Here is a 22,883-nt window from a genome sequence, read left to right on the forward strand (position 1 = left end):
ATCTTATTCCAATCAACTATATATTGATTAGGATAATTTATTCAATAGCCCAGTGAGAATAAGAGAACCACTCATTAATCATACTAGCGATTTCTTTGGGTGCTTCAGTATAAAGCTCATGGCTAACGTTTTCTAGAAAAATAGTATCAAAATAGTCTGGGAATTCTTTTAAGGCTTCCTCTCTCCATGTAGCTTCATTAGGATAGCGAGGACTAATAAACAAGGTATCTCCCACTTCTCTCTTAAAAGCTTGTATTTTCCTCCGTAGGCGAAGGATCGCTTCTATATTTTCATAATTTATAGCTAACTCATATCTATTATACTCAGAATTCCATTGATAGGACTGTGTTACGGCTTTCTCCATATTTTCTGACCAATGCTTTGCTTCAGATTTTTCTTTAGAAATAAGAATATCTAAGTCCGAAACAACTTGAGATTCAATATAGTTTTTAGCTTCCTCTAACTCTGTATCTAAAGGTAAAATCTTATCTAAATCTAGATAGCCACCATCCAAAAGAATTAGTTTTTTCACTTCATAAAATTCCGATGCAAGATAACGCGATAAATCTCCTCCAAGAGAATGGCCTATCAGACAGATAGATTCTTCCTCTACAATCTCATTTTTAAACCATGATTTCAAATCTAATTCACTTTGAATAAATCTTTCATATGGATTTAGAAAGTAAACCTGCGAATCTAGTTCTTGAAGAAAATCCTTGCTATGATAGACATTGCTTCCCAAACCGCCAATAAAATATTTTTTCATTCTCTACTTAATACTATGCTTATTCATCTTTTGTTCAAAGATAGTTGTGATAATCTGACGCAATTCTTCGCGTTCTTTTTCTGGAATTTCACCACTTGTTTGAGCTGCAGCGTAGAGTTCAGGGTGTTCAATTGAAATACGTTTAATCGTACGTGTCGTAGCATGTTTTCTGACAAAAAACGGGATTCGCTTAATCAAGTCTTGTGGTACTAGCGCAAGAATCTTCTCAGCAGTTTCCTTGTCACTAATCTTAGACGTAGTCAGCCCCTTCTTAATCATTTCCTGTTCTTTTTCTGTAAAATCTTTTAATTCCATTCGATTAATCCTCCTATTTTCTTTAAGTTAAATTATATACCAATTGTAGCAAGACGACAAATAGTCTGTTTGTAAAATGCTCTCTATACTACAATTTTCCTGTCACTCATAATTGCTCTTTAATGAAAAATCACAAATCCATTTGAAGAGATGACAAGCTGATTCTCCAATTCTTGGCAATTGCTTGCTAGTGCTACGGTTTCTTTTTGTAAATGATAATCTTCCTTTGATTGGTTGAAAATCGCTTTGAGGATTTGCCCTTCATATTTCCACTGCAAAGCTACTAGATCAGGTTTGATTTCTTGGAGACTATACTTGCCATGCTGAATGATTGCTGACGCGTGTTTGCGAATCTTGATTAGTTCCTTAATGAAATTCAGCATATCATTGTCACTTGATACGCGTTCCCAAGGCATACAACGACGACAATCTGGGTCTGGTCCTCCAGTTAAGGATAACTCTGTTCCGTAATAGATACACGGTGTTCCTTTTTGTAAAAAGAGAAAGGTTAAGGCTGATTTGATCAGTTGAACATCCTCATTGGCCGTCCACAAAATACGTTCTGTATCATGTGAATCTAGTAGATTAAACATCACTTCTGAAATCTGCTGCTTGTAGTACATAGACTGGCCATTGATTTCATCGATGAACTGGTCTGTCTTCTTAACTCCTCGTAAGAAATAGTCCTTGATGCTATCAGATAAAGGATAATTCATGACCGCGTGGAACTCATCGCCATTTAGCCAAGGCTGAGATGTATGCCAGACTTCTCCAAGGATATAAAGATCAGGCCTTTTAGCTAGAACTGCCTTGCGAAAATCCCTCCAGAACTGATGGTCAATCTCATTAGCCACATCCAAACGCCAAGCATCGATATTAAACTCTTCAATCCAATAAGTCGCAACCTTCAAAAGATAGTCCTTGACCTCTGGATTGGCTGTATTTAGCTTAGGCATATAGTCCTCGAAACCAAAAGCATGATAGGGTAAGTCTCTCTTATTAACTAGCTTTTCAGTTGTCACTGGGAATTGTTGAATATGGAACCAATCCTTATAAGCAGATTGCTCACCATTTTTGACAACATCTTGCCATTGAGGAGATTGCGAACCAATATGGTTAAATACCGCATCCAGCATGATTTTCATGCCACGCTGATGGGCCTCATCCACCAATTCCCGAAAGCTTTCCTTGTCTCCAAAATGACGGTCAATTTCAAAGTAATCCGTCGTATTGTACTTGTGATTGCTCGTCGATTCAAAGATGGGACAGAGATAAAGACCAGTAATGCCCAAGTCTTGCAAGTAATCCAGATGATCAATAATGCCTTGTAAATCACCACCAAAGAAATCATCACTCTGAGGTGTGATAGATGAATCCCAGTCTAATGACCCTTCTGGGTTTAATAAAGCATTTCCATTGGCAAATCTCTCAGGAAATATCTGATACCATACCGTATTTGAAACCCAATCAGGAACCTGGCATGCATCAATTTCATGAAGATAAGGCAACTTAAATCCATTTCCAATAGCATGAAGATTTTCTAGAGAATTGTCCACACACCCTTTATCGCCATACAAAATACTTTGACCTTCTGTATCCTTGAGTTCAAAGACATACTGGATACGTGCAAAGTCGACAGACACTTCAACCTGCCAATAGTCAAACAAGGCGTCAGAAGTGAGCTTAGCCATTTCCTTTGTATCTTGATAAAACTCCTCCATGAAGATAAAGGGGTCACCATAATGCAAGATGAGGCTTTCAATGTCCCCTTTCTTAGTTCGAAGTCGAATATGAATTTTTTTATCCTTGTAAAGATAGGCAAACTCCGACTCAGTCCTATGGTAAATGGCACTTAATTCCATCAATTTGTCTCCTAAAGTTTCAATTCAAATTTCACGCAAACGTTTTCACAATTGTGATTCTAGTATACTACTTTCGTATTTTATTTTCAAGGCTTGTCCGTAGATTCTAGTGGTTTGGTTCTATAAATAAAAAAGCAGCCAGTCTTACAACTTGCTACTTTTCAAATGATGATTTACAAATATCTTTGCAACCACTCTATTTTTTTAAAATCCTTATTGTTATTGTGATCATTTCGATAGGAATCTTGGGAAGAAGCCTTGTAAATGCTTAAAAATTGTTCCAAACTTGGAACTCGAAAAGAGATGTCATCGAGATGAATCAGCTCTATATCCGATTCCGAAACTCCTGCAAAATCAGGTAAAGAATCGATACTTCCGAATTCAACACTCAGACCATCTTTTTTGAATTCATGCTCATGAATATCTATTAAGGCATAGCCTAAGTGTTTCATCACTTTCATTATCTTGTCCCACTCATAAATTCTGAGATGATCAGGTGCTTCCCAACCTCTAGGGTCACCAGGCACATGAATGTCAATGTCAGACGGCCCCCATTCTTCATTTGATCGGTATTCAAACCCCAAAGATCCCATGAGTGTCGGAGTGATTCCGGTTTGGTTTAAATGAGAACAAATTGTTCGAAATTCATCAAATAGAGAATTCATTCCTCCTCCAATCCTTGATATAGAACTTAATCTCGTTGTGAATAATAAACTAATTTTTACCTTCTACTCTTTCGGTTTTGAAAATACTTCTACTCGCTGAGCTAGGACTTTGATTTCTACAGGTAGGTTATCCGATTTATCGCCGTCAACATCTGACTCCAATTCACTATCTGAAGAAATCTTAATATTACGCGCTTTGATATACTCGATATTATCATTTGCAACAACATCCCCTTTTAGTAAATCAGGAATGACAGATAATTTGGAGAATATTGAAGCATCTTTCAGAATCAAGATATTGGCATAGCCGTCCTTGTTTTCTTCAAAGATTTTTTTATCAGCGAAGTAATTTGTCAAGAGAACCAAAACATGGCTAGCTTCACCAACATAATTTCCATTTTCTGTCTCAACCTTAATGTTAAAGACCTGATCCGTCATGACAGACTTCATAGTATTTACAGCATAGGCTAAAATACCGAATTTTGTCTTGTTCTCGATTTCAACATTGTGAATCGCCTCAGGAAGTGAACCGATACTAAAGATATAACCAAAATAATTGTCATTCGCTTTTCCAATATCAATCTTATTGGTTAAGTTGAAATCCAGTTCATCAATCGCGCCATCAATGTCTTGATTGATTTCCAACAGTTTCGTAATGAGGTTACCCGTCCCACCTGGGATAATCCCTAACTTAGGAATGTAGTCTCTCTCAGCAATACCCGAAATGACTTCGTTGACAGTCCCATCTCCACCAAACACAACCACTGCATCGTACTTTTCACTAGAAGCTTCCTCAGCAAAATGTGTTGCATCCAAAGCTTTTTCGGTAATTTTGGTTTCTACTTGCTCAAAATATTCTTTTGCTTTATTCTCCAGCTTTTCTTTGTAATCCAAAGCCTTTTCCCCACCAGAAGTAGGGTTGATAATTACCATTGCTTTTTTCATTAATTTTCTCCTTAATATTCGATAGAAATGGTTATATTTCATCATACGCATCTAACTATACCCTCATTATACAACGAAAATATAGAAAAGAGAAATATGATGTACTGGATATTAATAGACTTTTATTCTATTTTTCCCATCGCATAACTACATCCTTTAAGGGGGCATCCAAGTAAGAAATGGCCTTATCCTTTATCCAATCAGGAATACCATAAGCTACCTCTGCAATGCTACCAGTAATTGCTGCGAGAGTATCACTGTCGCCACCAAGTGAGATGGAGTTTCTACTTATCATACTCTTTTATTTTATCAGCATATTCAGTCAAAAGATTCTTTGAATAAATTTTTTCAGCTTTTGAATTTCTAACTTCTTTCCAAAGAATAGAAGCTACTTTTAACTTGTTTGAATAGTTAAGACTATTTTCGTCTGCACAGAAATCCTTTAGAAATTGGTTCCATTGACAAACTGAATGATCATACTTGGCATAATCTGAATTTCCATAATAAACTTTTAGCATATCTTGGATTGTAAAACTCAAATCATTTTCTCTTTTTACTTTTCTCCAAGCAGTCGCCATATCAGCAGTAAATTTAAAGGGTGAAACATCTGTTAAAGTTGAGAAATATTCTCTAAAGTGAGTGTTAAAGGAGAATCCACATTCAAGTAAGGGCGTATTTAAGGCAATAGCTTCCACTCGTTTCTTATTTCTTTTTGTTGATGATTTTTTAATCAAATTCCCCTTAAAGTACTGCTCGATAATATGATTGAGTTCTTGTTTTGTACCTCTATATTCAAGTTCTAATAACTTGCATATTTGTGAAAGTTCATCACGATACCAATAATATTTATTAAACTCATCAAACGAAGTGATTTTATCAAATTCTGGTCTGTTCTCTATCAATATTTTAGCTCCACAGAAAAATTTAGTTTTTCATCTTAAAATAATGGAGTTTTAGTTTCTTTATTTTGAGCATTAGCTCTGTTTCACTAACAAACTTACACACTCCACGTGTGCTGAGAGCTTTCTTCTATACTAATAGACGAAAGGGTGTGAAAATGATTTTTAAATGATACTGTGGAACGGAACAGTAGCCCTAGTATTGACTACTGTCGTTTCTATTCATATTGGCTATTCTAGGACTGAGATGAAAAAATCTATAAATGCTCAGAATAAAATTGAACCCGCAAATCTCCCCAAAACAATGGTGAGTCATGTACTTGTATTATTCCGAAAAAATACACCTCTGGTGCAGTGAGACAAATTGGTGTATCTTATAGTGGCTTCGTAGATGAAAGCTATACTCTACTATCACTCTTTGATGATGTAGAACAAATTGAAAAAGATAATAGACTTCAGACAGCTATTGATGTTGTCAGAGAACAGTTTGGTTTTTTAGCCATACAAAAAGGAACCGTCCTAACTGAAGGTTCCAGAAATATTGAACGCAGTAAACTTATCGGTGGTCATTCCGCGGGTGGATTGGAGGGATTAAAATGAAACAAGAAAAAAATACAGTACAATTTTCAGAAATCCGTAGCAAAGGATGTAATGATATTGAAATGCTTGAAAGATTTTTACATGGAATCGTTGAAACAGCAACTTCAAAACTTCGTCAGAGAAAACTCAAAACAACTGAAATATCGATACGACTAGTACATGCTAAATCTGAAAACCGATTACCATTGGAATTTACATTTAGCATTAAGCCAACAAGCTCATCTGTGATAATCTATACTGAGGTAATCAATCGCTTTAAAGAATGTTACACAGGTGGGGGAATTCAAGGTTTTACGATTCAATTTGATAAAAATACCCTTGCCTCTGCATAGAAAGGATTTGATATGATTGACCGTTCATATTTACCATTTCAATCAGCAAGAGAGTACCAGGATACAAAGATGCAAAAATGGATGGGCTTTTTCCTATCTGAACATGCATCAGCACTCTCTGATGATACAAACAAAGTAACGTACATGTCTGACTTATCACTAGAGAAGAAATTATTACTCCTCAGTCAAGTATACGCCGGGCAGCTACGCACACGCATTCAAGTGATTGAAAAAAACAAGCGTGTTTCCTACACTGGAACAATACCAAGTCTGACCAAAGATTTCATTTTGATAAAAACTACAACAGGTCACATCAATTTGAAATTAAAAGACATTATTAGTATTGAACTTGTCGAGGAGGTGCTCTATGAATCAGCTTGAGTTTCAGCGTAATCACCTACAAATGGACTATTATAGCGAGAGCTACCAAGATTTTGAACGTGACTTCTACCGCTACTCTAACATGAATATTCCATTGACCTTCCTAACTGATGATATCCTAAAAACAATGGCGACTTCACGTAAGAATTACTTTGTCCTCAATAAGGAAAAGTCCAGAGATAACCGCGATCACTTCTTCATATTTGAAGTAAGTACCGTAGATGAGAATCCGCTAATCTATCATTATACATATAAGAAAACTACAATATATTTAGCAGAAAAATAGGAGCAGTTCAATTGACTGTTCCTATTTTTAATATTCATAAAATCTAAAGTCTTTATACTCTTTAACAATGGAGTCGCCAACCAGAACAGACTATACTGACCAGCGACTACCTTAAATTTAATGTTTCAGATTTATTTTCTTATCTCTAATTTCATAAACTACATCTGCTACATTTTCGAGTAATCGTTTATCGTGGGTGATAAACACGATAGTTCCGGTGTACTCCTTCATTAGTATTTCCAAAGCCTCTAAACTTGGTATGTCAAGGAAGTTACTGGGTTCATCCATTATTAGGATGTTATATCTACCCATGAGCATTTTAGCAAGCAACAATTTTATAATTTCTCCACCGCTTAAAACAGATAAACTTTTTCCAATATCGTTCTGTTTGAACCCCATAGATGCTAGCACTGAACGAATTTCTGATATATTGTAGTCACAATCCTTCTGCATAAACTCCATAACATTCTGATTACTGTTGTACTTGTAACCATTCTGTGCAAAGTAACCTATTTTTGCCTTAGGCGAAATAGAAATTCCTTCTTCATGGTTTAAGATCATTTGGATTAAAGTTGTTTTTCCGATTCCATTACCACCAGTTAACGCCACTTTTGCTCCTAACGGAATTTGAAAAGATGCATTTTCAAACAGAGCCTTATCCCCAAATACTTTATTAATTTCTGCACCGACTATAGGGTATGGATTATGGAGCTCCAATGCTTTACTTTGCCTGAAACGAATTCTGCGAATGCCTTCCGGAGCTTCTACTTTTCCTAAGGCCGCAATCCTGTGCTCTAGGGTTTTAGCAGCATTATACATCTTTTTTTCCTTACTTCCTATTGATTTTTGATGAGCTAAACGCCCTCCGTCTTCAGTACTTTTTTTCTTTGAAGAACCTTTTGCCTTCTGTTCTATTTTACGAGCCTGTTTTCGCTTTTCCTCCGCAGCCCTTTCCAATCGGGCACGTTCCGCAATAAATTGTTCGTATTCTGCAGCTTGGCTCTTACGTTCTTCCTCTTTCTGACGAAGATAATCAGAATAGTTTCCCCAATACTCAGTGATTTTGCCATCTTTCAGTTCCCATATTTTATCTACTATTTCATCAAGAAAATAGCGGTCATGGCTAATAACTAACAGTGCACCTGTAAAATATTTTAGCTGTCCTATTAGAAAATCAATTCCTTCACGGTCTAAATGGCTCGTAGGTTCATCCGCTAAAATACCATGAACCTGTGCCGATAAGGCCTGTGCTATTTTAAGCCTTGTTTCTTCACCACCGCTCATAGTCTGTATATTTAATTGCTCAACACCTAGCTTGCCTACAAGTGCAAAATCTTTTTCCTCCTGCAGAGTTACTTCGTCCAACTGGGGAATATAGGCAAGTTCACCCAGACGATTCATTTTACATCCTGGGGGAGTTAATTCTCCTAAAAGTACCCTGAGTAAAGTGCTTTTTCCAGCACCATTTGCTCCTACTAAACCAATACGGTCATAATCATATACTTCTAATTCATTTATATCTAAAACATCGCGTCCTTTGAATTCCACACGAATGTCTTTTGCTTTTAATATTAATTCCATAACATTTCCTCCAATATTGTTTATTTTAAATCTAATTTTCTAACCTCAGTTATCATTTGGCAAACTATAGCAATGCCAATAATTAAAATACCTGATAGTAAAAACCAATGATTTACACCGATTTTATCAGCAAAGAATCCAGAAAGAATTAACCCAATTGGCATAGCAAGTGACATGATACTTCCGATCAAAGAAAATACACGTCCTAAATATTCAGGCTTAATTTTCTCCTGAAAAAGAGCTGTTTGCACACCGCTATAAAATGGCACCGAAAGCCCCATTATTGCACAGCAAACTACGAATATTACAAATCCATTTGGAGGAAGTATTCCCGAAACGGCTAAACTGGTCCCCATTATAAAAAATGAACTTGTTATTAGTAATACATGCTTTTCGAAGCCCCCTAATCTTCCTAATAATAAGCCTCCTGCTAGCATCCCAAATGCAAAGGAAATTTCCGTAATAGAAATATGCACAGGCGTTCCATTAAAGTGTTCCATGCTTATTAAAGGAAATAGTGCATTGATTGGCATATAAACAAAAGTATATAGTGTTCCTAAGAGTAATAAGGCAAACAATCCTTTGTTTTGTCTCAGAACCACAACTCCTTCTTTCATCTCCCTTATGAAATTTGGTTCTAAACTTTGCACTTGATTACCCAGCTTAGGTATACGTACAATTGCTACCGTAATAGATGCAATCACAGCACCCAATACGTCGATGGCAATAATAGCATTTAAATCCCAAACGGAGTATAAGAGTGCTGCAACTGCCGGACTAACAATATAGCTTATAGACTGCAAAGACTGACTATAGCCTGCGCATTTCGTTAGCTGTTCTTCTGGTACTAAAAGTGGTGTAACCGCATTGAGTGCTGGGGTATGAAAAGCTGTTCCAATGCTACGGATAAACAATACTATCATAATCATCCAGACAGGTAGCTCCATACAGAATGCAACAATAGCAAGCACTGCACCAGCTGCTGCGATAATTAAATCGGCACCAATCATTATCTTCTTCCTATCATGACGATCCACTAGCACACCAATGGCAGGTCCCAAAATCGCATAGGGTAAAAAACCTACTAATGAAGCCATAGACAAGACCATCGCAGATCCTGTTTTTTCTGTAAGGTAAAAAATAATCGCCATTTGCAGGATGGCACTAGTGATTAATGATACTGCTTGCCCTGCCCATATTGCATAAAATTTTCGTTTCCAATTGTTGTATTTTTCCATTTATATTATCTCCTGCATATTATTTTGCTTGAATTTCTATTTTGAATAGCATTCTAGGCAATAAAAAATGCAGGCCAAACCCCACAATGTGGCTTTTGGTCTGCATACATACAATTTGGAAACATTCATATTAAAGACATAGTTAAATAAAGGTATAGTTAAATAACCAATATCCTCACCGTAACTAATGAATGCTCAATATCGTATAAATAAGCACAACAAAAAAGCCTATCATCGGGTATAGATTCTGCTTTTTTTATTGCCAGCTTATCTTAAACGCATTGAGGCTGTCATAGTTTCGGTTCCTCCTACATCTTTGTTTATATCAATTTATAGTATAACACAACAAGAGGATATGTTCAATATAAAAGTTATGGAATGAGACTCATACTTCCAATTCGATGCCAGATTTAAAGGATATGACGAAGTTTTCTTCATAGACTGTAACGCTCTGGATTATCTTCCTTAGTAGCAAGCGATTAGCTTTCACAAAATCTTCTGTTTGTAGTTTTAAAAATTCATCAGGATTTTCTAACTCAACCTCAAAATATTTCATTTTACATTCCCTCATTTCATTTATTGATAAATTGAGTTTGCAAAAAAGAGTGGACAATTTTTGTCTACTCTTAACCTTTAAAATAGTTTTTTTTAATCGATTTGAAGTTGCCTAAATTATTACTTATTCGGTAAAATGAAGTATTGCTTTCAACAGATTTCCTTCAACTACACTTCACTTGATTCAAACAAGGTGGGTACATTTCTATTCCCACAAACTCCTTGTCAATGGAAACAAACACGTACCCACAGGGTAAATGGAAATAGAAACTGATAATTTCTAGCTATCACTTCTACTCATTCCAAAAATTTTCTCACTCTGATACTTACCCACCATAAAGCAAAAAGCCTTGCAATCAAGGCTTTCATTATCCCTTTCGTTCAAAGGTTTCTAAGCTTTTACGAGCAGAGCGACACACTCAGCGGTTCGCTATCTCCGTTCTGTCTGCGTGCTAGCACTTGTCAATCACGGACAGCTATCGCATGGGCGGAAGTAAATGCTAATCTTCGTCGTTTTACTCCTTGACTAGCAAACTTACCGCCTCAACATGGTGCGTTTGAGGGAATAAGTCAACTGGCTGTACTTTCTTCAATTCATAGCCCAATTCTTGATAGAGTTTGATATCACGCGCCATAGTAGCGACATTGCATGAGATATAGGCTATGCGGTCTGCTCCTGTTTGAGCGCTTGCTTTGATAAAGCTTTCTGTGAGTCCTTTTCTTGGTGGATCCACTAGGATAAGACTTGGTTGAATCCCATCTTCGAGCCAGCTTTTCATAGCATTTTCAGCTGTATCGCAGACATAGTGAGCGTTAGAAATATTGTTCAGTTGAGCGTTCTTCTTGCTATTCTCAACCGCTTCTGGAATGACTTCAACACCATAGACTTCTTTGACATGTTTCGCAACAGAGAGGCCAATCGTCCCGATACCAGAATAGGCATCAATGACCACATCATCTTCTCTTAATTCAGCAAAGTCAATGGCTGTTTGATAGAGTTTTTCAGCCATTTCAGTATTGACTTGGTAAAAAGCGGGACCAGCGATTTGGTAGTCATTTCCTAACATCTGGTCAGTGATAAAGTCTTGTCCATAAAGCGTACGCCATTCCTTACCAAAAATAGCATTAGTGTTCTGGTCATTGATATTTTGCATAACAGACACAATCTCTGGGAACTGCTTGATTAGTTGTTCAATCAATTGTTCCACACGGAAAACTTTAGGTCGAGTTGTTACCAAAATAACCATGATTTGTCCTGAATAGTGTCCGCGACGCACCACAAGATTCCGAATCAAGCCAGCTTGTTCCTTTTCATCATAAGGTTTCAAATCATAACGGCGGAGCAAGTCACGTAGGCCTACTACTACCTCATCAATCACAGGATCTTGGATAAAGAAATCTTCTAGAGGCATGAGGTCATGAGAATTCTTACGGAAAAACCCAGTTTCCAAGATACCATTTACTCGACGAACAGGGACCTGTGCCTTGTTACGGTACTTAACTGGATTTTTCATACCCAAAGTTTCAGCAACCTCTACATCAGCAATCCCAGCAATCTTGTATAGACTGTCTTTGACTTGCTTGGTTTTAAACTTGAGCTGCTCTGGATAAGCAAGATGCCCCAAGTCAGCGATACCTGATCGTAGATAAGCTAGGTCAAGGTCTTGGTTACGATGCGGAGAGTAAGTAAGGTATTTTTCAATTTTTCCGAAACCAATCTTTTTATTGACCTTGAGGACACGCATGAGGATTTTTTCACTTGGTAAAGCATTCTCTACAAAAAAGACCAAACCATCTACCTTGGCAACTCCTGCGCCTTCATGTGTCAAATCAACAATTTCAACTTCTACAATATCATTTTTCTTTAACATTCTCTTCTCTTTCTATTGGCCGACAAAAAAGACGGCAACGTTACGGTTACCATCTATTATACCATGAAATTTGTAATCAGATTCTCTTTATCTATTCTAGTTCATTTCTTTAAAGGCTGCTTCTGCATCCGCGTTGCTGATAACACCAAATTGTATCTTTCCAATCTTTCCTTGACTGTCAATCAGGTATTCTGTAGGAATGCTTCGGATTTGATAAGCTTGGAATGTGGTTGCTTTGGTATCATAAAGAACTGGGATATCCTTATAACCTTGATCTTGGAACCATTGTGGGAATTGCTCAACAGTTTTTTCGCCTTGAATACCCGGTGCAATGACACTAAGAATTTCAAAATCACGATCTGGTTTCGCCGCTAGTTCCATCAACTCTGGCATACTTTTCTTACATGGACCACACCAGGAAGCCCAAAACTTCAAATAGACTTTTTTACCCTTATAATCAGATAACTTAACTTCTTTACCGTCCATAGATTGCAAGGTAAAATCTGGAGCATCTTTCCCAACAGCAATTTGTTGTACAGGCGTTTGTTGCTGTTGTTTTGGGGATTGTTGTGGAGCTTGAGTCTTTTTAGTCTCTTCCTCACCACAGGCTATCAATACGACTAATGACAAGAGGCTTAAGCCAGCAAACATTACTTTTTTCATCTTTTTCTCCTTTATTCAAAAATTCCAGCTAGAACATTTACTTGTCCTAATAGTAACAAAATTCCCATTAAAATAATGAGGAAACCACCAATTTTCTTCAGTAGCATCATATGACGCTTGATTTTACTAAAATAAGGCATTACTACACCTGAAGCTAGGGCCAAGACCAAGAAAGGAATGGCCATGCCCAGAGTGTAAATCAAGGTATAAATCGCTCCTTGCCAAGCACCATTGCCTCCAGAAGCTGCAAGCGCTAAAACAGAACTCAAAACTGGACCAATACAAGGCGTCCAACCAAAACTAAAGGTAATACCGAGTAAAAAGGCCGACCAATAACGATTGGCTTCTGATTTCTTAAAAGTAAAGCTTTTTTGAACCTCTAATTTCTTAAAATGAAAAATTTCCATCTGGTGAAGGCCCAAAATAATGATAATCGTACCCATGGTATAGCGAAACCAATTGGCATAGAGAATATTACCAAAGTAACCAGCACCAAATCCTAGAATAAAGAAAATGAGTGAAATACCTGCGATAAAGCAAAGTGTTCGAATCAAACCTGACCAAGCAACTTTTCTCCCAAACAAGGAAAAACTTTTTGCGCTTTCCTGATCATCCAGCAAAATTCCAGCATAAACTGGCAGAAGTGGAAAAATACAAGGAGAAAAGAAGGACAATACCCCTGCTAGAAAAACGGAGATTGAAAATACTAGTGTTTCCAATAAAGAACCAACTTTCTTAAGAATTTAAACCTATTGTACTATAAATATTAAAATTTGTATCAAGTTTGCTACGGTTAACTGTTTTTGTCATTATATTATGTGAAATAAACTCTTTAATAGTACACTATGTTTTCTAAAACATTGTTAGAAATTGATTTGAATTTCTCAATCAAGTTGTTCGGTTTTTTCATTTCGCTATAGATAAAAGAAAAAATTGAAGAAAATTGTCCAAAGAGCCACTTTTTCTTCAATCTACTTTTACTTATTTTAATAAGTCCCTTCTTCACCTTGGCTAGTCAAGATAACAGGACCATCTTTAGTAATGACAAATTGGTGTTCATACTGACATGACAATCCACCGTCAATGGTCTTATGGGCCCAGCCGGTCTTCATATCTGTATCGATTTCCCAGTCACCTGTATTGATCATTGGTTCAATAGTTAAGACCATTCCTTCACGAAGACGAAGTCCACGACCAGCAATACCATAGTTAGGAACCATTGGTTCTTCGTGCATGGTTGGGCCAACACCATGACCAACCAAATCACGCACTACACCGTAACCACGACTTTCAGCGTATTCTTGAATGGCTGCACCAATATCACCGATACGATTTCCAACAACAGCTTGTTCAATCCCCTTGTACATAGCTTCTTTGGTTACATCCATCAGGTTTTTCACTTCTTCGGACGGTGTACCTACAGCATAAGCCCAACAAGAGTCTGCTAGACCACCAGAATAGCTCTGAGTGTATTTCTTCATTTGCTCAACATTGTTGAAGTTTAATTTTGAGACATTCAAATCGGATTTAGCAATAGGGCCTCCCAAAACCATGTCAACCTTGAGCAAATCACCATCTTTCAAAATATAGTGACGAGGGAAAGCGTGAGCCACTTCATCATTAAGAGAGCAGCAGGTAGCATAAGGATAGTCCATCATGGCACCGTCAACTCCAATCTGAAGCGGAAGGAAATTTTCTTCCTTACAACGACGGCGAACGTATTCTTCAACTTCCCACATATCTACGCCTGGCTTAATCAAATCACGTAAGCCGATATGAATACTTGCTAAAAAATCACCGGCCTTATCCATAGCTTCAATTTCACGAGCTGATTTTAATGTTATCATTTTTTCTCCTAGTTTCTAATTAATTTTAACAGTCACATTTGCCTTTGAAACAATCTGATGACCATGATAAATATCGTAATCAATAATAGCTGATCGTCTAGTATGATGGATAATGCGTGCTTGAATTCGCAGTATATCATCTATCTGAACAGCCTGCAAAAAGTAGATCAGCATTTGTTCGATGATGAGATTGCGACCACTATTCACAACTAAATCTTGGGTCATATGAGTCAGTATCTCTGCCAATACACCATTAGCCAAAACACCGTTCTTCTCAAGCATAAAGGGTTCCACTGTAATCACTACTTCATCATGGTGATAAGAAAGTTTTTGACCAATCTGCTCAGAAAAAGTAGGTAAAGCAGAGACTTGGGATCGACTCATCTTCTCCATGACATCTCGCCGTGTCACAACTCCAAGCAAGGTTTGATTATTCCGAACAACCGGTACCATTTCAAAGTCTTCAGCAATCATCCGTTGACTCACATTGGCAATATTTGTCGATAATCCAACTAAAAATAGACTACGAGACATGACCTTATCAATTGTGGTACTTGGTGACTTATCACCCGCATCTCTCATAGTAACAACCCCAACAACGACCTGATGTTGATTGATAACAGGGAAACGACTGCTACGATTCTTACGTACCAAGTCCAAATAATCTTTAACAGTGTCGGTCTCTCTCAGAAAACCATATTCATGACTTGGACGATAAAGCTTCTCAACTGTCAAAATGTCAGTCTTGATTTGGACATTTGACAAGGCTTTATTGATCATGGTCGCGACGGTGAATGTGTCATGCTTGCTTCTCAGAACCGGAATCCCTTTTTGATTAGCCAGTTTAATCACATCATCATGAACATGAAATCCTCCTGTCACAAGAACTGCATTTTCATTTTCCAAGGCTAGCAACTGAATACGGGTTCGGTCTCCGACAATCAAGAGCCCCCCATCGTGAAGGTAAGACAAGATATTTTGTTCAGTCATTGCACCAATTGAAAACTTACTAAATTCTCTCTCTAAACCTTCTTGCCCAGCCAGAACCTCAGAAGAAGTCACTTCTGCAATTTCAGCAAAAGTTAATCTTTCAATCGCAACTTTCTGGGATTTGACGCGGATAGTACCACTTCTAGGACGGGTCTCCACAATTCCACGGTTTTCAGCTTCCTTGATAGCGCGATAGGCCGTTCCATCACTGACTCCCAGATGATTAGAAATACTACGAACACTGACCCTTTTACCTACTGGTAATTCCTCCAAATAGCTTAGAATTTCCTGATGCTTACTCATTGAATTCTCCTTTTACATACCGAAATTCAAGATAATCCCGCATTTTTCTTGTGTAACGATCACTTCCCTTAAACTGACGAAACAGACTAAATCCAGACTTAAGAGCAACTCTTTGGCTAGCTTCATTTTCAAGGTGGGTAATGATAGATAATTGTTTTAAGCCAAATTCCTCAAAAGAAAGCTGACAAATTTTTCTAACAACCTCTGTCATAAATCCTTGCGACCAAGCATCTTTTCTCAAAAAATAGCCAAGCTCAGCTTCTTTTTTGATTTCATCTAACTTCTCAAATTTAATAGAACCAATCATTTGTTGATTTTTCTGGTCACAAATTGCCCACACTCCCAAAGGGGACTTCATAAAGTAATTGGCCAGTGCATATTGACTTTCTTCCAGACTTGCCTGAGTTGGGAAAATAAATTGAAGATTTTCTGGATTTGAAGCTATCTCGTGGAAGTCTTGACTATCACTAAAAAAGAAAGGACGCAAATACAAGCGATCCGTTTCAAAAAAAGAAAACATTGCTAATTTGGTCCAAATATTCATAAACACCTCTACGGTTTAATCCTCAACAAGTGTAATATCCGCTCCTAGATTACGTAATTTTTCGATAATATCAGAATAACCACGTAAGATAAACTCGATATTGGTAATTTCAGTTTGTCCCTCGGCCATCAAACCAGCAATAACTAAAGCTGCACCAGCTCTCAGGTCAGTTGCTTTAACACTTGCCCCACGCAAATCACGTCCACCTGTGTACAAAATATGACCATTTGTTGTAGAAATGTCCGCATCCATCTTTGCTAGTTCAAAAACATGATTTACACGTTTTTCATAAATCGTATCGACAATTGTACCACGACCATTAGCTGTTAGTAGAAGAGGGGTAAGCGGTTGTTGCAAATCAGTTGCAAAGCCCGGGTAAGGAGCTGTCTTAATATTGATTGCTTTCAAATTAGACTGCTCTTCGACAAAAATGCTGTCTTCAGATACAGTCATTCTCACTCCCATTTCTTCCAGCTTAGCAATAAATCCTTCTAGGTGTTCGTAAAGAACATTATTTATACGAATCCCCTTGCCGACTGCAGCAGCTAAAGAAATATATGTTCCAGCTTCGATACGGTCTGGAATCACCTGATGACGGGTTCCATGTAATCTTTCAACACCATCAATAATGATGATATTAGTTCCTGCACCGCGGATATGGGCTCCCATATTATTCAAGAGAGTAGCTACATCAATAATTTCAGGTTCACGGGCTGCATTTTCAATAATGGTACGACCATTTGCTTTAACTGCAGCAATCATCGTATTGATCGTTGCCCCTACACTAACCGTATCCATGTAAATACTTGCGCCATGAAGTCCTGTATCTTTAGCAGATAACTTCATGTTATCTCCCTCGTAGCTAACAGTGGCACCCATAGCTTCAAAAGCCTTAAGGTGTAGGTCAATCGGACGAGGACCAAGATCACATCCTCCCGGTAGACCAACTGTCGCTTCACCAAAACGGCCTAAGAGGCTCCCATAAAAATAGTAAGATGCACGAAGACTGTTAATTTTACCATAAGGCATTGGAATATTTTGAACACCTCTTGGATCAATCTCCAAGACATCGTCATAACGCTTAACAGTAGCTCCCATCAATTCCATAATTTCGACAAGACTGGCTACATCCGAAATATCTGGAACACAATCCAAAGTCACCACATCATCAGCCAATATGATAGCTGGAATTAAGGCCACAACGCTATTTTTAGCACCACTAATAGTGATTTCACCTTGTAGTGGTAATCCACCATTGATAACAATTTTTCTCATTCTAAGTTTTCAATACTCTTTCAAGATTTCTAATAAGGTCTTTAAAATAAAGTATATCATAAATTTATCCTTTTTTCCATCCTTTTCAATTTTATTGGATAGTAAGCAATAAATAAGATTAAGTTGAAAGGTTTAGTCCATATTTTACGAAACATCTTTTGATACTAAAAAAGCCTAAATTAAGAATTATAAAATACCCCAAAAATTAGATTTTCACTATCTAACTTTTGAGGTATCGTTCAACTATAAAAATAATAGTCTTTTGGGATATTTATAGCAAGAAGAAATCAAAAACAACTCATGTCTGTGTCACCTTACAGATAATCTACTACTGACCTTCTCATCTCTATATTCAATTGCAAATAGTCGTATTTAGTTGACTCAGAACAAACTTCCGAGTTTTTTTATTAAGCATTGGAAGTGAGTTCTTTTTGATTCTCGTTCAGCAGGTTTTAAGACTTGTCCTATCCAGATAATATCTTTTCTGCAACCCACAATGACTAACAAATAGCTTTTCTTTACTCTACTACCGCTTCAGCGATTTCTTCACGGCTAATACCAGCGAAGTAGCGTGTGATATCAATAGTTTCTAGGGCTTTAAGGACGTCTTCGCGTTCGTATTTCACCCCACGAAGGACATCTTCTACTGCAGCAACGTCTTCGATACCAAAGAAGTCACCATAAATCTTGATGTCTTGGATTTTTGATTCGACGACATTAGCAAAGACTTCAACCTTGCCACTGGTGAATTTTGTTCCACGACGGACGTTAAATTCAGGTGATTTACCATAGTTCCAGTCCCAAGTTCCAAACTTGGTATCCTTGATGCGATTGATTTCAGCCAATTCTTCCTCAGAAAAAACGTATTCAGTCATCTCTGGGTACTCTTTTTTCATGTATTCCAAGAGCAAATCACGGAATTCTTCAACTGTGATTTTTTCTGGCAATTCATTGACAATATTGGTTACACGAGCACGGACGGATTTCACCCCTTTTGATTCAAATTTATCCTTTGAAACCTTTAGGGCATTAGCAAGGACTGACAAATCAACGTCAAAGAGCAAACAACCGTGGTGCATGATACGACCATTGATATAGGCTTGCGCATTACCACAGAATTTCTTGCCATCAATTTCTAAGTCGTTACGACCTGTGAACTCAGCTTTAACCCCAAGTTGAGCCAAAGTATTGATAACTGGAGTTGAGAAGCTCTTGAAGTCAAAAGCCTTGTTTTCGTCTTCTTTAGAAATAATTGTATAGTTGAGGTTATTTAAATCGTGGTAAACAGCTCCACCACCGCTGATACGGCGAACCACCTCAATACCATTTTCTCGAACATAATCACGGTTGATTTCTTCGATAGTATTCTGGTGACGACCAACAATGATAGATGGCTTGTTAATCCAAAGTAGGAAGATTTGATCCTCATCCAAAAGGTGTTTAAAGGCATATTCTTCCAAGGCGATATTAAAAGCGGTGTCGTTTGAATGATTGATAATATATTTCATGATATCCCTTTATACGATAGAGACTGGAAAGATATTTTCCAGTCTAGTCTATCTTTCTTTTATTTTTTCTTAGGTGAATGGATAGCCATTCCTAAAACATCCGCAAATGCTTCGTACATCACTTCAGAGTAGGTTGGGTGTCCGTGGATAGTCTTCAGCATTTCTTCAACAGTGATTTCCATTTCAATAATGCTTGATGCCTCGTTAATCAATTCTGCAGCTGCAGGACCGATGATATGAACACCAAGGATTTCCCCGTATTTCTTATCAGCGATGACTTTTACGAAACCTTGAGCTGCATCTGAGGCAATGGCACGACCGTTAGCAGCAAAGTTGAATTTACCGATGGCAACATCGTATTTCTCACGGGCTTGTTCTTCTGTCAAACCTACTGCTGCTACTTCTGGAAGTGTGTAGATAGCTGCAGGAGTCAAATTCAACTTGGCAACAGCATGATTTCCTTTAAGAGCATTTTCAGCGGCAACTTCCCCCATACGGAAGGCTGCGTGAGCTAACATCTTAGTACCATTAATATCACCTGGTGCGTAAATTCCTGGAACAGAAGTTTCCATGTATTCGTTGACCTTGATGCGACCACGATCCAATTCAAACTCAACATCGCCAATACCTTCAAGATCTGGCACACGACCGATTGAAAGAAGAGCTTTATTTGCGATGATATCGTCTTTCCCTTCAACCTTGATACGAAGTTGACCATTTTCCTCGATGATTTCTTGGAGTTTAGTGTCAGTTAAGATGGTCATTCCTTTACGCTCAAGGATCAAGCGAAGGTTCTTAGAAACTTCCGCATCCATAGCTGGCACGATACGGTCCATCATTTCGATAACAGTTACTTTTGAACCAAATGTCATGAAGGCCTGACCAAGTTCGATACCGACAACACCACCACCGATGATAACAAGGCTTTCTGGAACTTCGTTCATTTCAAGGATGTCGTCGCTGGTCATGACAAGTGGAGATTCCATACCAGGGACGTTGATCTTGCTGACTTTTGAACCACCAGCAAGGATGATTTTCTTGGTTTCAAGCAATTCAGAACCATTTACCAAGACATTCTTGTCTTTAGTAATGGTACCAATACCTTTATGTACTGCTACACCATAACTACGAAGAAGACCTGCAACACCACCAACCAAGGTATTGACAACCTTAGACTTGGTTTCAAGGAGTTTGTCCATATCTACAGTGAAGTTAGGATTTTCAATCATGATACCACGGTTTGCGGCATGACCGATGTTTTCGATAATTTCAGCGTTGTGAAGATAGGTCTTAGTTGGGATACAGCCACGGTTCAAGCAGGTTCCGCCAAGTTCAGATTTCTCAACAAGGGCAACCTTACCGCCGAGTTGGGCAGCTTTAATGGCTGCAACATAACCAGCAGGACCTCCACCAATGACAACGATATCAAAGGCATCATCGCTCTTACCATCATCGTTTGAGGCACTTGCTGCAGGTGCTGGGCTAGCTTCTGGCACTGCTGCTCCAGCTGTTGGGATGTTTTCGCCTTCTTCACCAAGGTAACCGATAACTTCCGTTACAGGGACAGTTTCACCGTCCCCTTTAAGAATAGCGATCAAATAACCGTCTTCTTCTGCTTCCAATTCCATGCTGACTTTGTCAGTCATGATTTCCAAAAGGATTTCTCCTTCTTTTACAAATTCTCCGACTTTTTTATTCCATTGGACGATTTGTCCTTCTGTCATATCCACGCCAGCTTTTGGCATAATTACTTCTAAGGCCATGTCTTCCTTCCTTTATCTGTATCTTAAAAATGAATACTCTTGCTCTTAAATCAACATTGAGATTGGATTTTCAATCAATTCTTTCAAGTCTTTCATAAACTTAGCACCAGCCATACCATCTACGACACGGTGGTCGATGGTTAATCCTAGGCTCATGATTGGGCGAATCACAATTTCACCATTGACGACAACTGGCTTCTCGATTGTCGAACTCACACCAAGGATAGCTGAGTTTGGTTGGTTGATGATAGGACCAAAGGACTGAACGCCAAACATTCCCAAGTTACTGATTGTGAATGTTGAGTTTTGCAACTCACTTGGAGCCAATTTACCATCCAAGGTACGGCCAATCACATCTTTAAAGGCTACAACCAACTCTGAAAGAGTCATCTTCTCCGTATTGTAAACAACAGGTGTCATCAATCCATTATCCATCCCAACTGCCATGGCAAGATTGACATAGTTATGAGTGATAATGGTCTTGCCATCTTCTGTCAATGAAGCGTTGATGTATGGGTGTTTCATAAGAGTCTTAACAACTGCAAGTGAAAGAAGGTCTGTTACAGTAGTCTTCTTCCCAGTTGCTTCCACGATTGGCTCAAGAACCTTCTTACGAAGAGCTAACATTTCAGTCATATCAACTTCATAGTTGAGGGTGAAGGTTGGAGCAGTTAGGTAAGATTCAACCATCCGTTGGGCAATAACCTTACGTATTGGTGTCATTGGAATACGTTCAATTTCACCGTATGGTGTTACATTATCAGGAACTTCTTCCACTTTTTCAATCTGAGCAGGAGACTTGATGGTCTCGTTTTCGATATTTTCAGGAAGCAAGGCCAAAACATCCTTCTTCATGATTTTACCACGATGACCAGTTCCTTGGATTTCCTGCCAAGCAATGTTATGTTCGAGGGCAATTCGTTTTGCAAGTGGCGAAATGCGAACCACGTTTGTGTCTTTATAAGTTTCCACGTCTTCTTTGTGGACACGACCGTTTGCACCTGAGCCAGAAACGTCGTAGAGGTTGATCCCTAAATCATCCGCTAACTTTCTAGCTGCAGGAGTCGCTCTTAGCTTGTCATCAGCCATGACCTCTCCAATTCTATTTATGATACAAAGGGCGTCAAAAGCGACTGAAAAATAGGAAATCGACGATGGCTTCGATGAAGCCAAGGAGATTTATCTTTTTTCCGAGCTTTTAGCCTGTGTTCGAATATAAGATATTAAGGACGTAGAGGGCAATGAAAAAATAGGAGATTGACGATGTGTTCGATGAACACAAGGAAATCTATCTTTTTTTCGCAGACCTCCGTCCGAATTCAACTCTACAAGTAACTTGGACACGGAACGTGTCTCAAGTTACTACGGTTGCCGCTAGTAGGCGGTCAACCTTGTAGACTTACTAATTCATTCGTCGAATATTATCGATTCGACTCACTCATGTCGCAACTCTTCAAATCACTTGGACACGGAACGCGTCTCAAGTTACTACGGTTGCCGCTAGTAGGCGGTCAACCTTGTAGACTTACTAATTCATTCGTCGAATATTATCGATTCGACTCACTCATGTCGCAACTCTTCAAATCACTTGGACACGGAACGCGTCTCAAGTTACTACGGTTGCCGCTAGTAGGCGGTCAACCTTGTAGACTTACTAATTCATTCGTCGAATATTATCGATTCGACTCACTCAT

General features: G+C 38.2%; 23 protein-coding genes and 1 pseudogene. 4 read left to right on the top strand and 20 right to left on the bottom strand.

What is annotated here, in order from left to right; genetic code table 11:
• Positions 1–37: 37 nt before the first annotated feature.
• From QM424_RS01430 to QM424_RS01460, 7 genes and pseudogenes are all read right to left on the bottom strand, one after another.
• Complete coding sequence (locus tag QM424_RS01430) at positions 38–766, bottom strand: alpha/beta hydrolase (protein WP_414392713.1); 729 nt, start codon at positions 764–766, stop codon at positions 38–40.
• Between the two features lie 3 nt (positions 767–769).
• A complete protein-coding gene (locus QM424_RS01435) occupies positions 770–1,081 on the bottom strand; it encodes a hypothetical protein (protein WP_000420556.1) in 312 nt (103 codons plus the stop codon).
• 119 nt (positions 1,082–1,200) lie between these two features.
• A complete protein-coding gene (locus tag QM424_RS01440; RefSeq protein WP_414392714.1) occupies positions 1,201–2,943 on the bottom strand; it encodes a glycoside hydrolase family 13 protein in 1,743 nt (580 codons plus the stop codon).
• A 173-nt stretch (positions 2,944–3,116) separates the two neighbouring features.
• Positions 3,117–3,608 (bottom strand): phosphoribosylanthranilate isomerase, encoded by a 492-nt coding sequence (locus QM424_RS01445; RefSeq protein ID WP_261068985.1) that lies wholly within the window; start codon positions 3,606–3,608, stop codon positions 3,117–3,119.
• Between the two features lie 63 nt (positions 3,609–3,671).
• Positions 3,672–4,553 (bottom strand): diacylglycerol/lipid kinase family protein, encoded by an 882-nt coding sequence (locus QM424_RS01450; RefSeq protein ID WP_414392715.1) that lies wholly within the window; start codon positions 4,551–4,553, stop codon positions 3,672–3,674.
• Positions 4,554–4,680: 127 nt separating this feature from the next.
• Positions 4,681–4,839, bottom strand: a pseudogene (locus QM424_RS01455) (ADP-ribosylglycohydrolase family protein); the annotation flags it as partial.
• Positions 4,838–5,455 carry an SAP domain-containing protein gene (locus QM424_RS01460; protein WP_023942519.1) on the bottom strand — a complete coding sequence of 206 codons (618 nt, stop codon included), beginning with the start codon at positions 5,453–5,455 and terminating at the stop codon, positions 4,838–4,840. The pseudogene QM424_RS01455 and the gene QM424_RS01460, both read right to left, overlap by 2 nt.
• A 351-nt stretch (positions 5,456–5,806) precedes the next feature.
• Between QM424_RS01460 and QM424_RS01465 the strand changes: the two genes are divergently transcribed.
• From QM424_RS01465 to QM424_RS01480, 4 genes are read left to right on the top strand one after another with little or no spacing between them, the layout of a single operon-like run.
• Positions 5,807–6,052 carry a hypothetical protein gene (locus tag QM424_RS01465; protein ID WP_001813542.1) on the top strand — a complete coding sequence of 82 codons (246 nt, stop codon included), beginning with the start codon at positions 5,807–5,809 and terminating at the stop codon, positions 6,050–6,052.
• Positions 6,049–6,384: a DinB/UmuC family translesion DNA polymerase gene (locus tag QM424_RS01470; RefSeq protein ID WP_000806926.1), complete on the top strand. Its 336-nt coding sequence runs from the start codon at positions 6,049–6,051 to the stop codon at positions 6,382–6,384. Before QM424_RS01465 ends, QM424_RS01470 begins: the two co-directional genes overlap by 4 nt.
• 12 nt (positions 6,385–6,396) lie before the next feature.
• Complete coding sequence (locus QM424_RS01475; protein WP_000567222.1) at positions 6,397–6,765, top strand: hypothetical protein; 369 nt, start codon at positions 6,397–6,399, stop codon at positions 6,763–6,765.
• Complete coding sequence (locus tag QM424_RS01480; RefSeq protein ID WP_001072467.1) at positions 6,752–7,051, top strand: DUF5960 family protein; 300 nt, start codon at positions 6,752–6,754, stop codon at positions 7,049–7,051. The genes QM424_RS01475 and QM424_RS01480 overlap by 14 nt, the downstream gene beginning before the upstream one ends.
• A 117-nt stretch (positions 7,052–7,168) precedes the next feature.
• Here the strand turns inward: QM424_RS01480 and msr(D) are convergent, their stop codons facing one another.
• From msr(D) to QM424_RS01545, 13 genes are all read right to left on the bottom strand, one after another.
• Positions 7,169–8,632, bottom strand: coding sequence for an ABC-F type ribosomal protection protein Msr(D) (gene msr(D), locus QM424_RS01485; protein ID WP_000420313.1), 1,464 nt, complete (start codon positions 8,630–8,632; stop codon positions 7,169–7,171).
• Between the two features lie 20 nt (positions 8,633–8,652).
• Complete coding sequence (gene mef(A) / locus QM424_RS01490) at positions 8,653–9,870, bottom strand: macrolide efflux MFS transporter Mef(A) (protein ID WP_000417519.1); 1,218 nt, start codon at positions 9,868–9,870, stop codon at positions 8,653–8,655.
• Between the two features lie 385 nt (positions 9,871–10,255).
• Entirely contained in the window at positions 10,256–10,426 is a 171-nt protein-coding gene (locus tag QM424_RS01495; protein ID WP_000873143.1) for a hypothetical protein, read from the bottom strand.
• Positions 10,427–10,940: 514 nt separating this feature from the next.
• Positions 10,941–12,296: a 23S rRNA (uracil(1939)-C(5))-methyltransferase RlmD gene (rlmD, locus tag QM424_RS01500; protein ID WP_414392716.1), complete on the bottom strand. Its 1,356-nt coding sequence runs from the start codon at positions 12,294–12,296 to the stop codon at positions 10,941–10,943.
• Positions 12,297–12,392: 96 nt separating this feature from the next.
• Positions 12,393–12,959 (bottom strand): thiol-disulfide oxidoreductase-associated lipoprotein SdbB, encoded by a 567-nt coding sequence (gene sdbB, locus QM424_RS01505; RefSeq protein WP_000757367.1) that lies wholly within the window; start codon positions 12,957–12,959, stop codon positions 12,393–12,395.
• A gap of 11 nt (positions 12,960–12,970) precedes the next feature.
• Complete coding sequence (gene ccdA2, locus QM424_RS01510) at positions 12,971–13,678, bottom strand: thiol-disulfide oxidoreductase-associated membrane protein CcdA2 (protein ID WP_060805537.1); 708 nt, start codon at positions 13,676–13,678, stop codon at positions 12,971–12,973.
• A gap of 267 nt (positions 13,679–13,945) precedes the next feature.
• Positions 13,946–14,806: a methionyl aminopeptidase gene (locus QM424_RS01515; protein WP_000631543.1), complete on the bottom strand. Its 861-nt coding sequence runs from the start codon at positions 14,804–14,806 to the stop codon at positions 13,946–13,948.
• Between the two features lie 15 nt (positions 14,807–14,821).
• A complete protein-coding gene (gene spxR / locus QM424_RS01520; RefSeq protein WP_414392717.1) occupies positions 14,822–16,099 on the bottom strand; it encodes a CBS-HotDog domain-containing transcription factor SpxR in 1,278 nt (425 codons plus the stop codon).
• On the bottom strand, positions 16,092–16,643 hold the full coding sequence (locus QM424_RS01525; protein WP_001028727.1) for a GNAT family N-acetyltransferase: 552 nt from the start codon (positions 16,641–16,643) through the stop codon (positions 16,092–16,094). Before QM424_RS01525 ends, spxR begins: the two co-directional genes overlap by 8 nt.
• Positions 16,644–16,658: 15 nt before the next feature.
• Positions 16,659–17,918: a UDP-N-acetylglucosamine 1-carboxyvinyltransferase gene (locus QM424_RS01530; RefSeq protein ID WP_414392718.1), complete on the bottom strand. Its 1,260-nt coding sequence runs from the start codon at positions 17,916–17,918 to the stop codon at positions 16,659–16,661.
• A 518-nt stretch (positions 17,919–18,436) separates the two neighbouring features.
• Complete coding sequence (locus QM424_RS01535) at positions 18,437–19,426, bottom strand: lipoate--protein ligase (protein ID WP_000873998.1); 990 nt, start codon at positions 19,424–19,426, stop codon at positions 18,437–18,439.
• Between the two features lie 59 nt (positions 19,427–19,485).
• Positions 19,486–21,189 (bottom strand): dihydrolipoyl dehydrogenase, encoded by a 1,704-nt coding sequence (gene lpdA, locus QM424_RS01540; protein WP_414392719.1) that lies wholly within the window; start codon positions 21,187–21,189, stop codon positions 19,486–19,488.
• 45 nt (positions 21,190–21,234) lie between these two features.
• Complete coding sequence (locus tag QM424_RS01545) at positions 21,235–22,278, bottom strand: dihydrolipoamide acetyltransferase (protein ID WP_414392720.1); 1,044 nt, start codon at positions 22,276–22,278, stop codon at positions 21,235–21,237.
• Between the last annotated feature and the right edge of the window lie 605 nt (positions 22,279–22,883).

Origin of the sequence: Streptococcus mitis (genome assembly GCF_047464945.1) — a bacterium.
In the GTDB taxonomy this organism is placed as follows: Bacteria; Bacillota; Bacilli; order Lactobacillales; family Streptococcaceae; genus Streptococcus; species Streptococcus mitis_EA.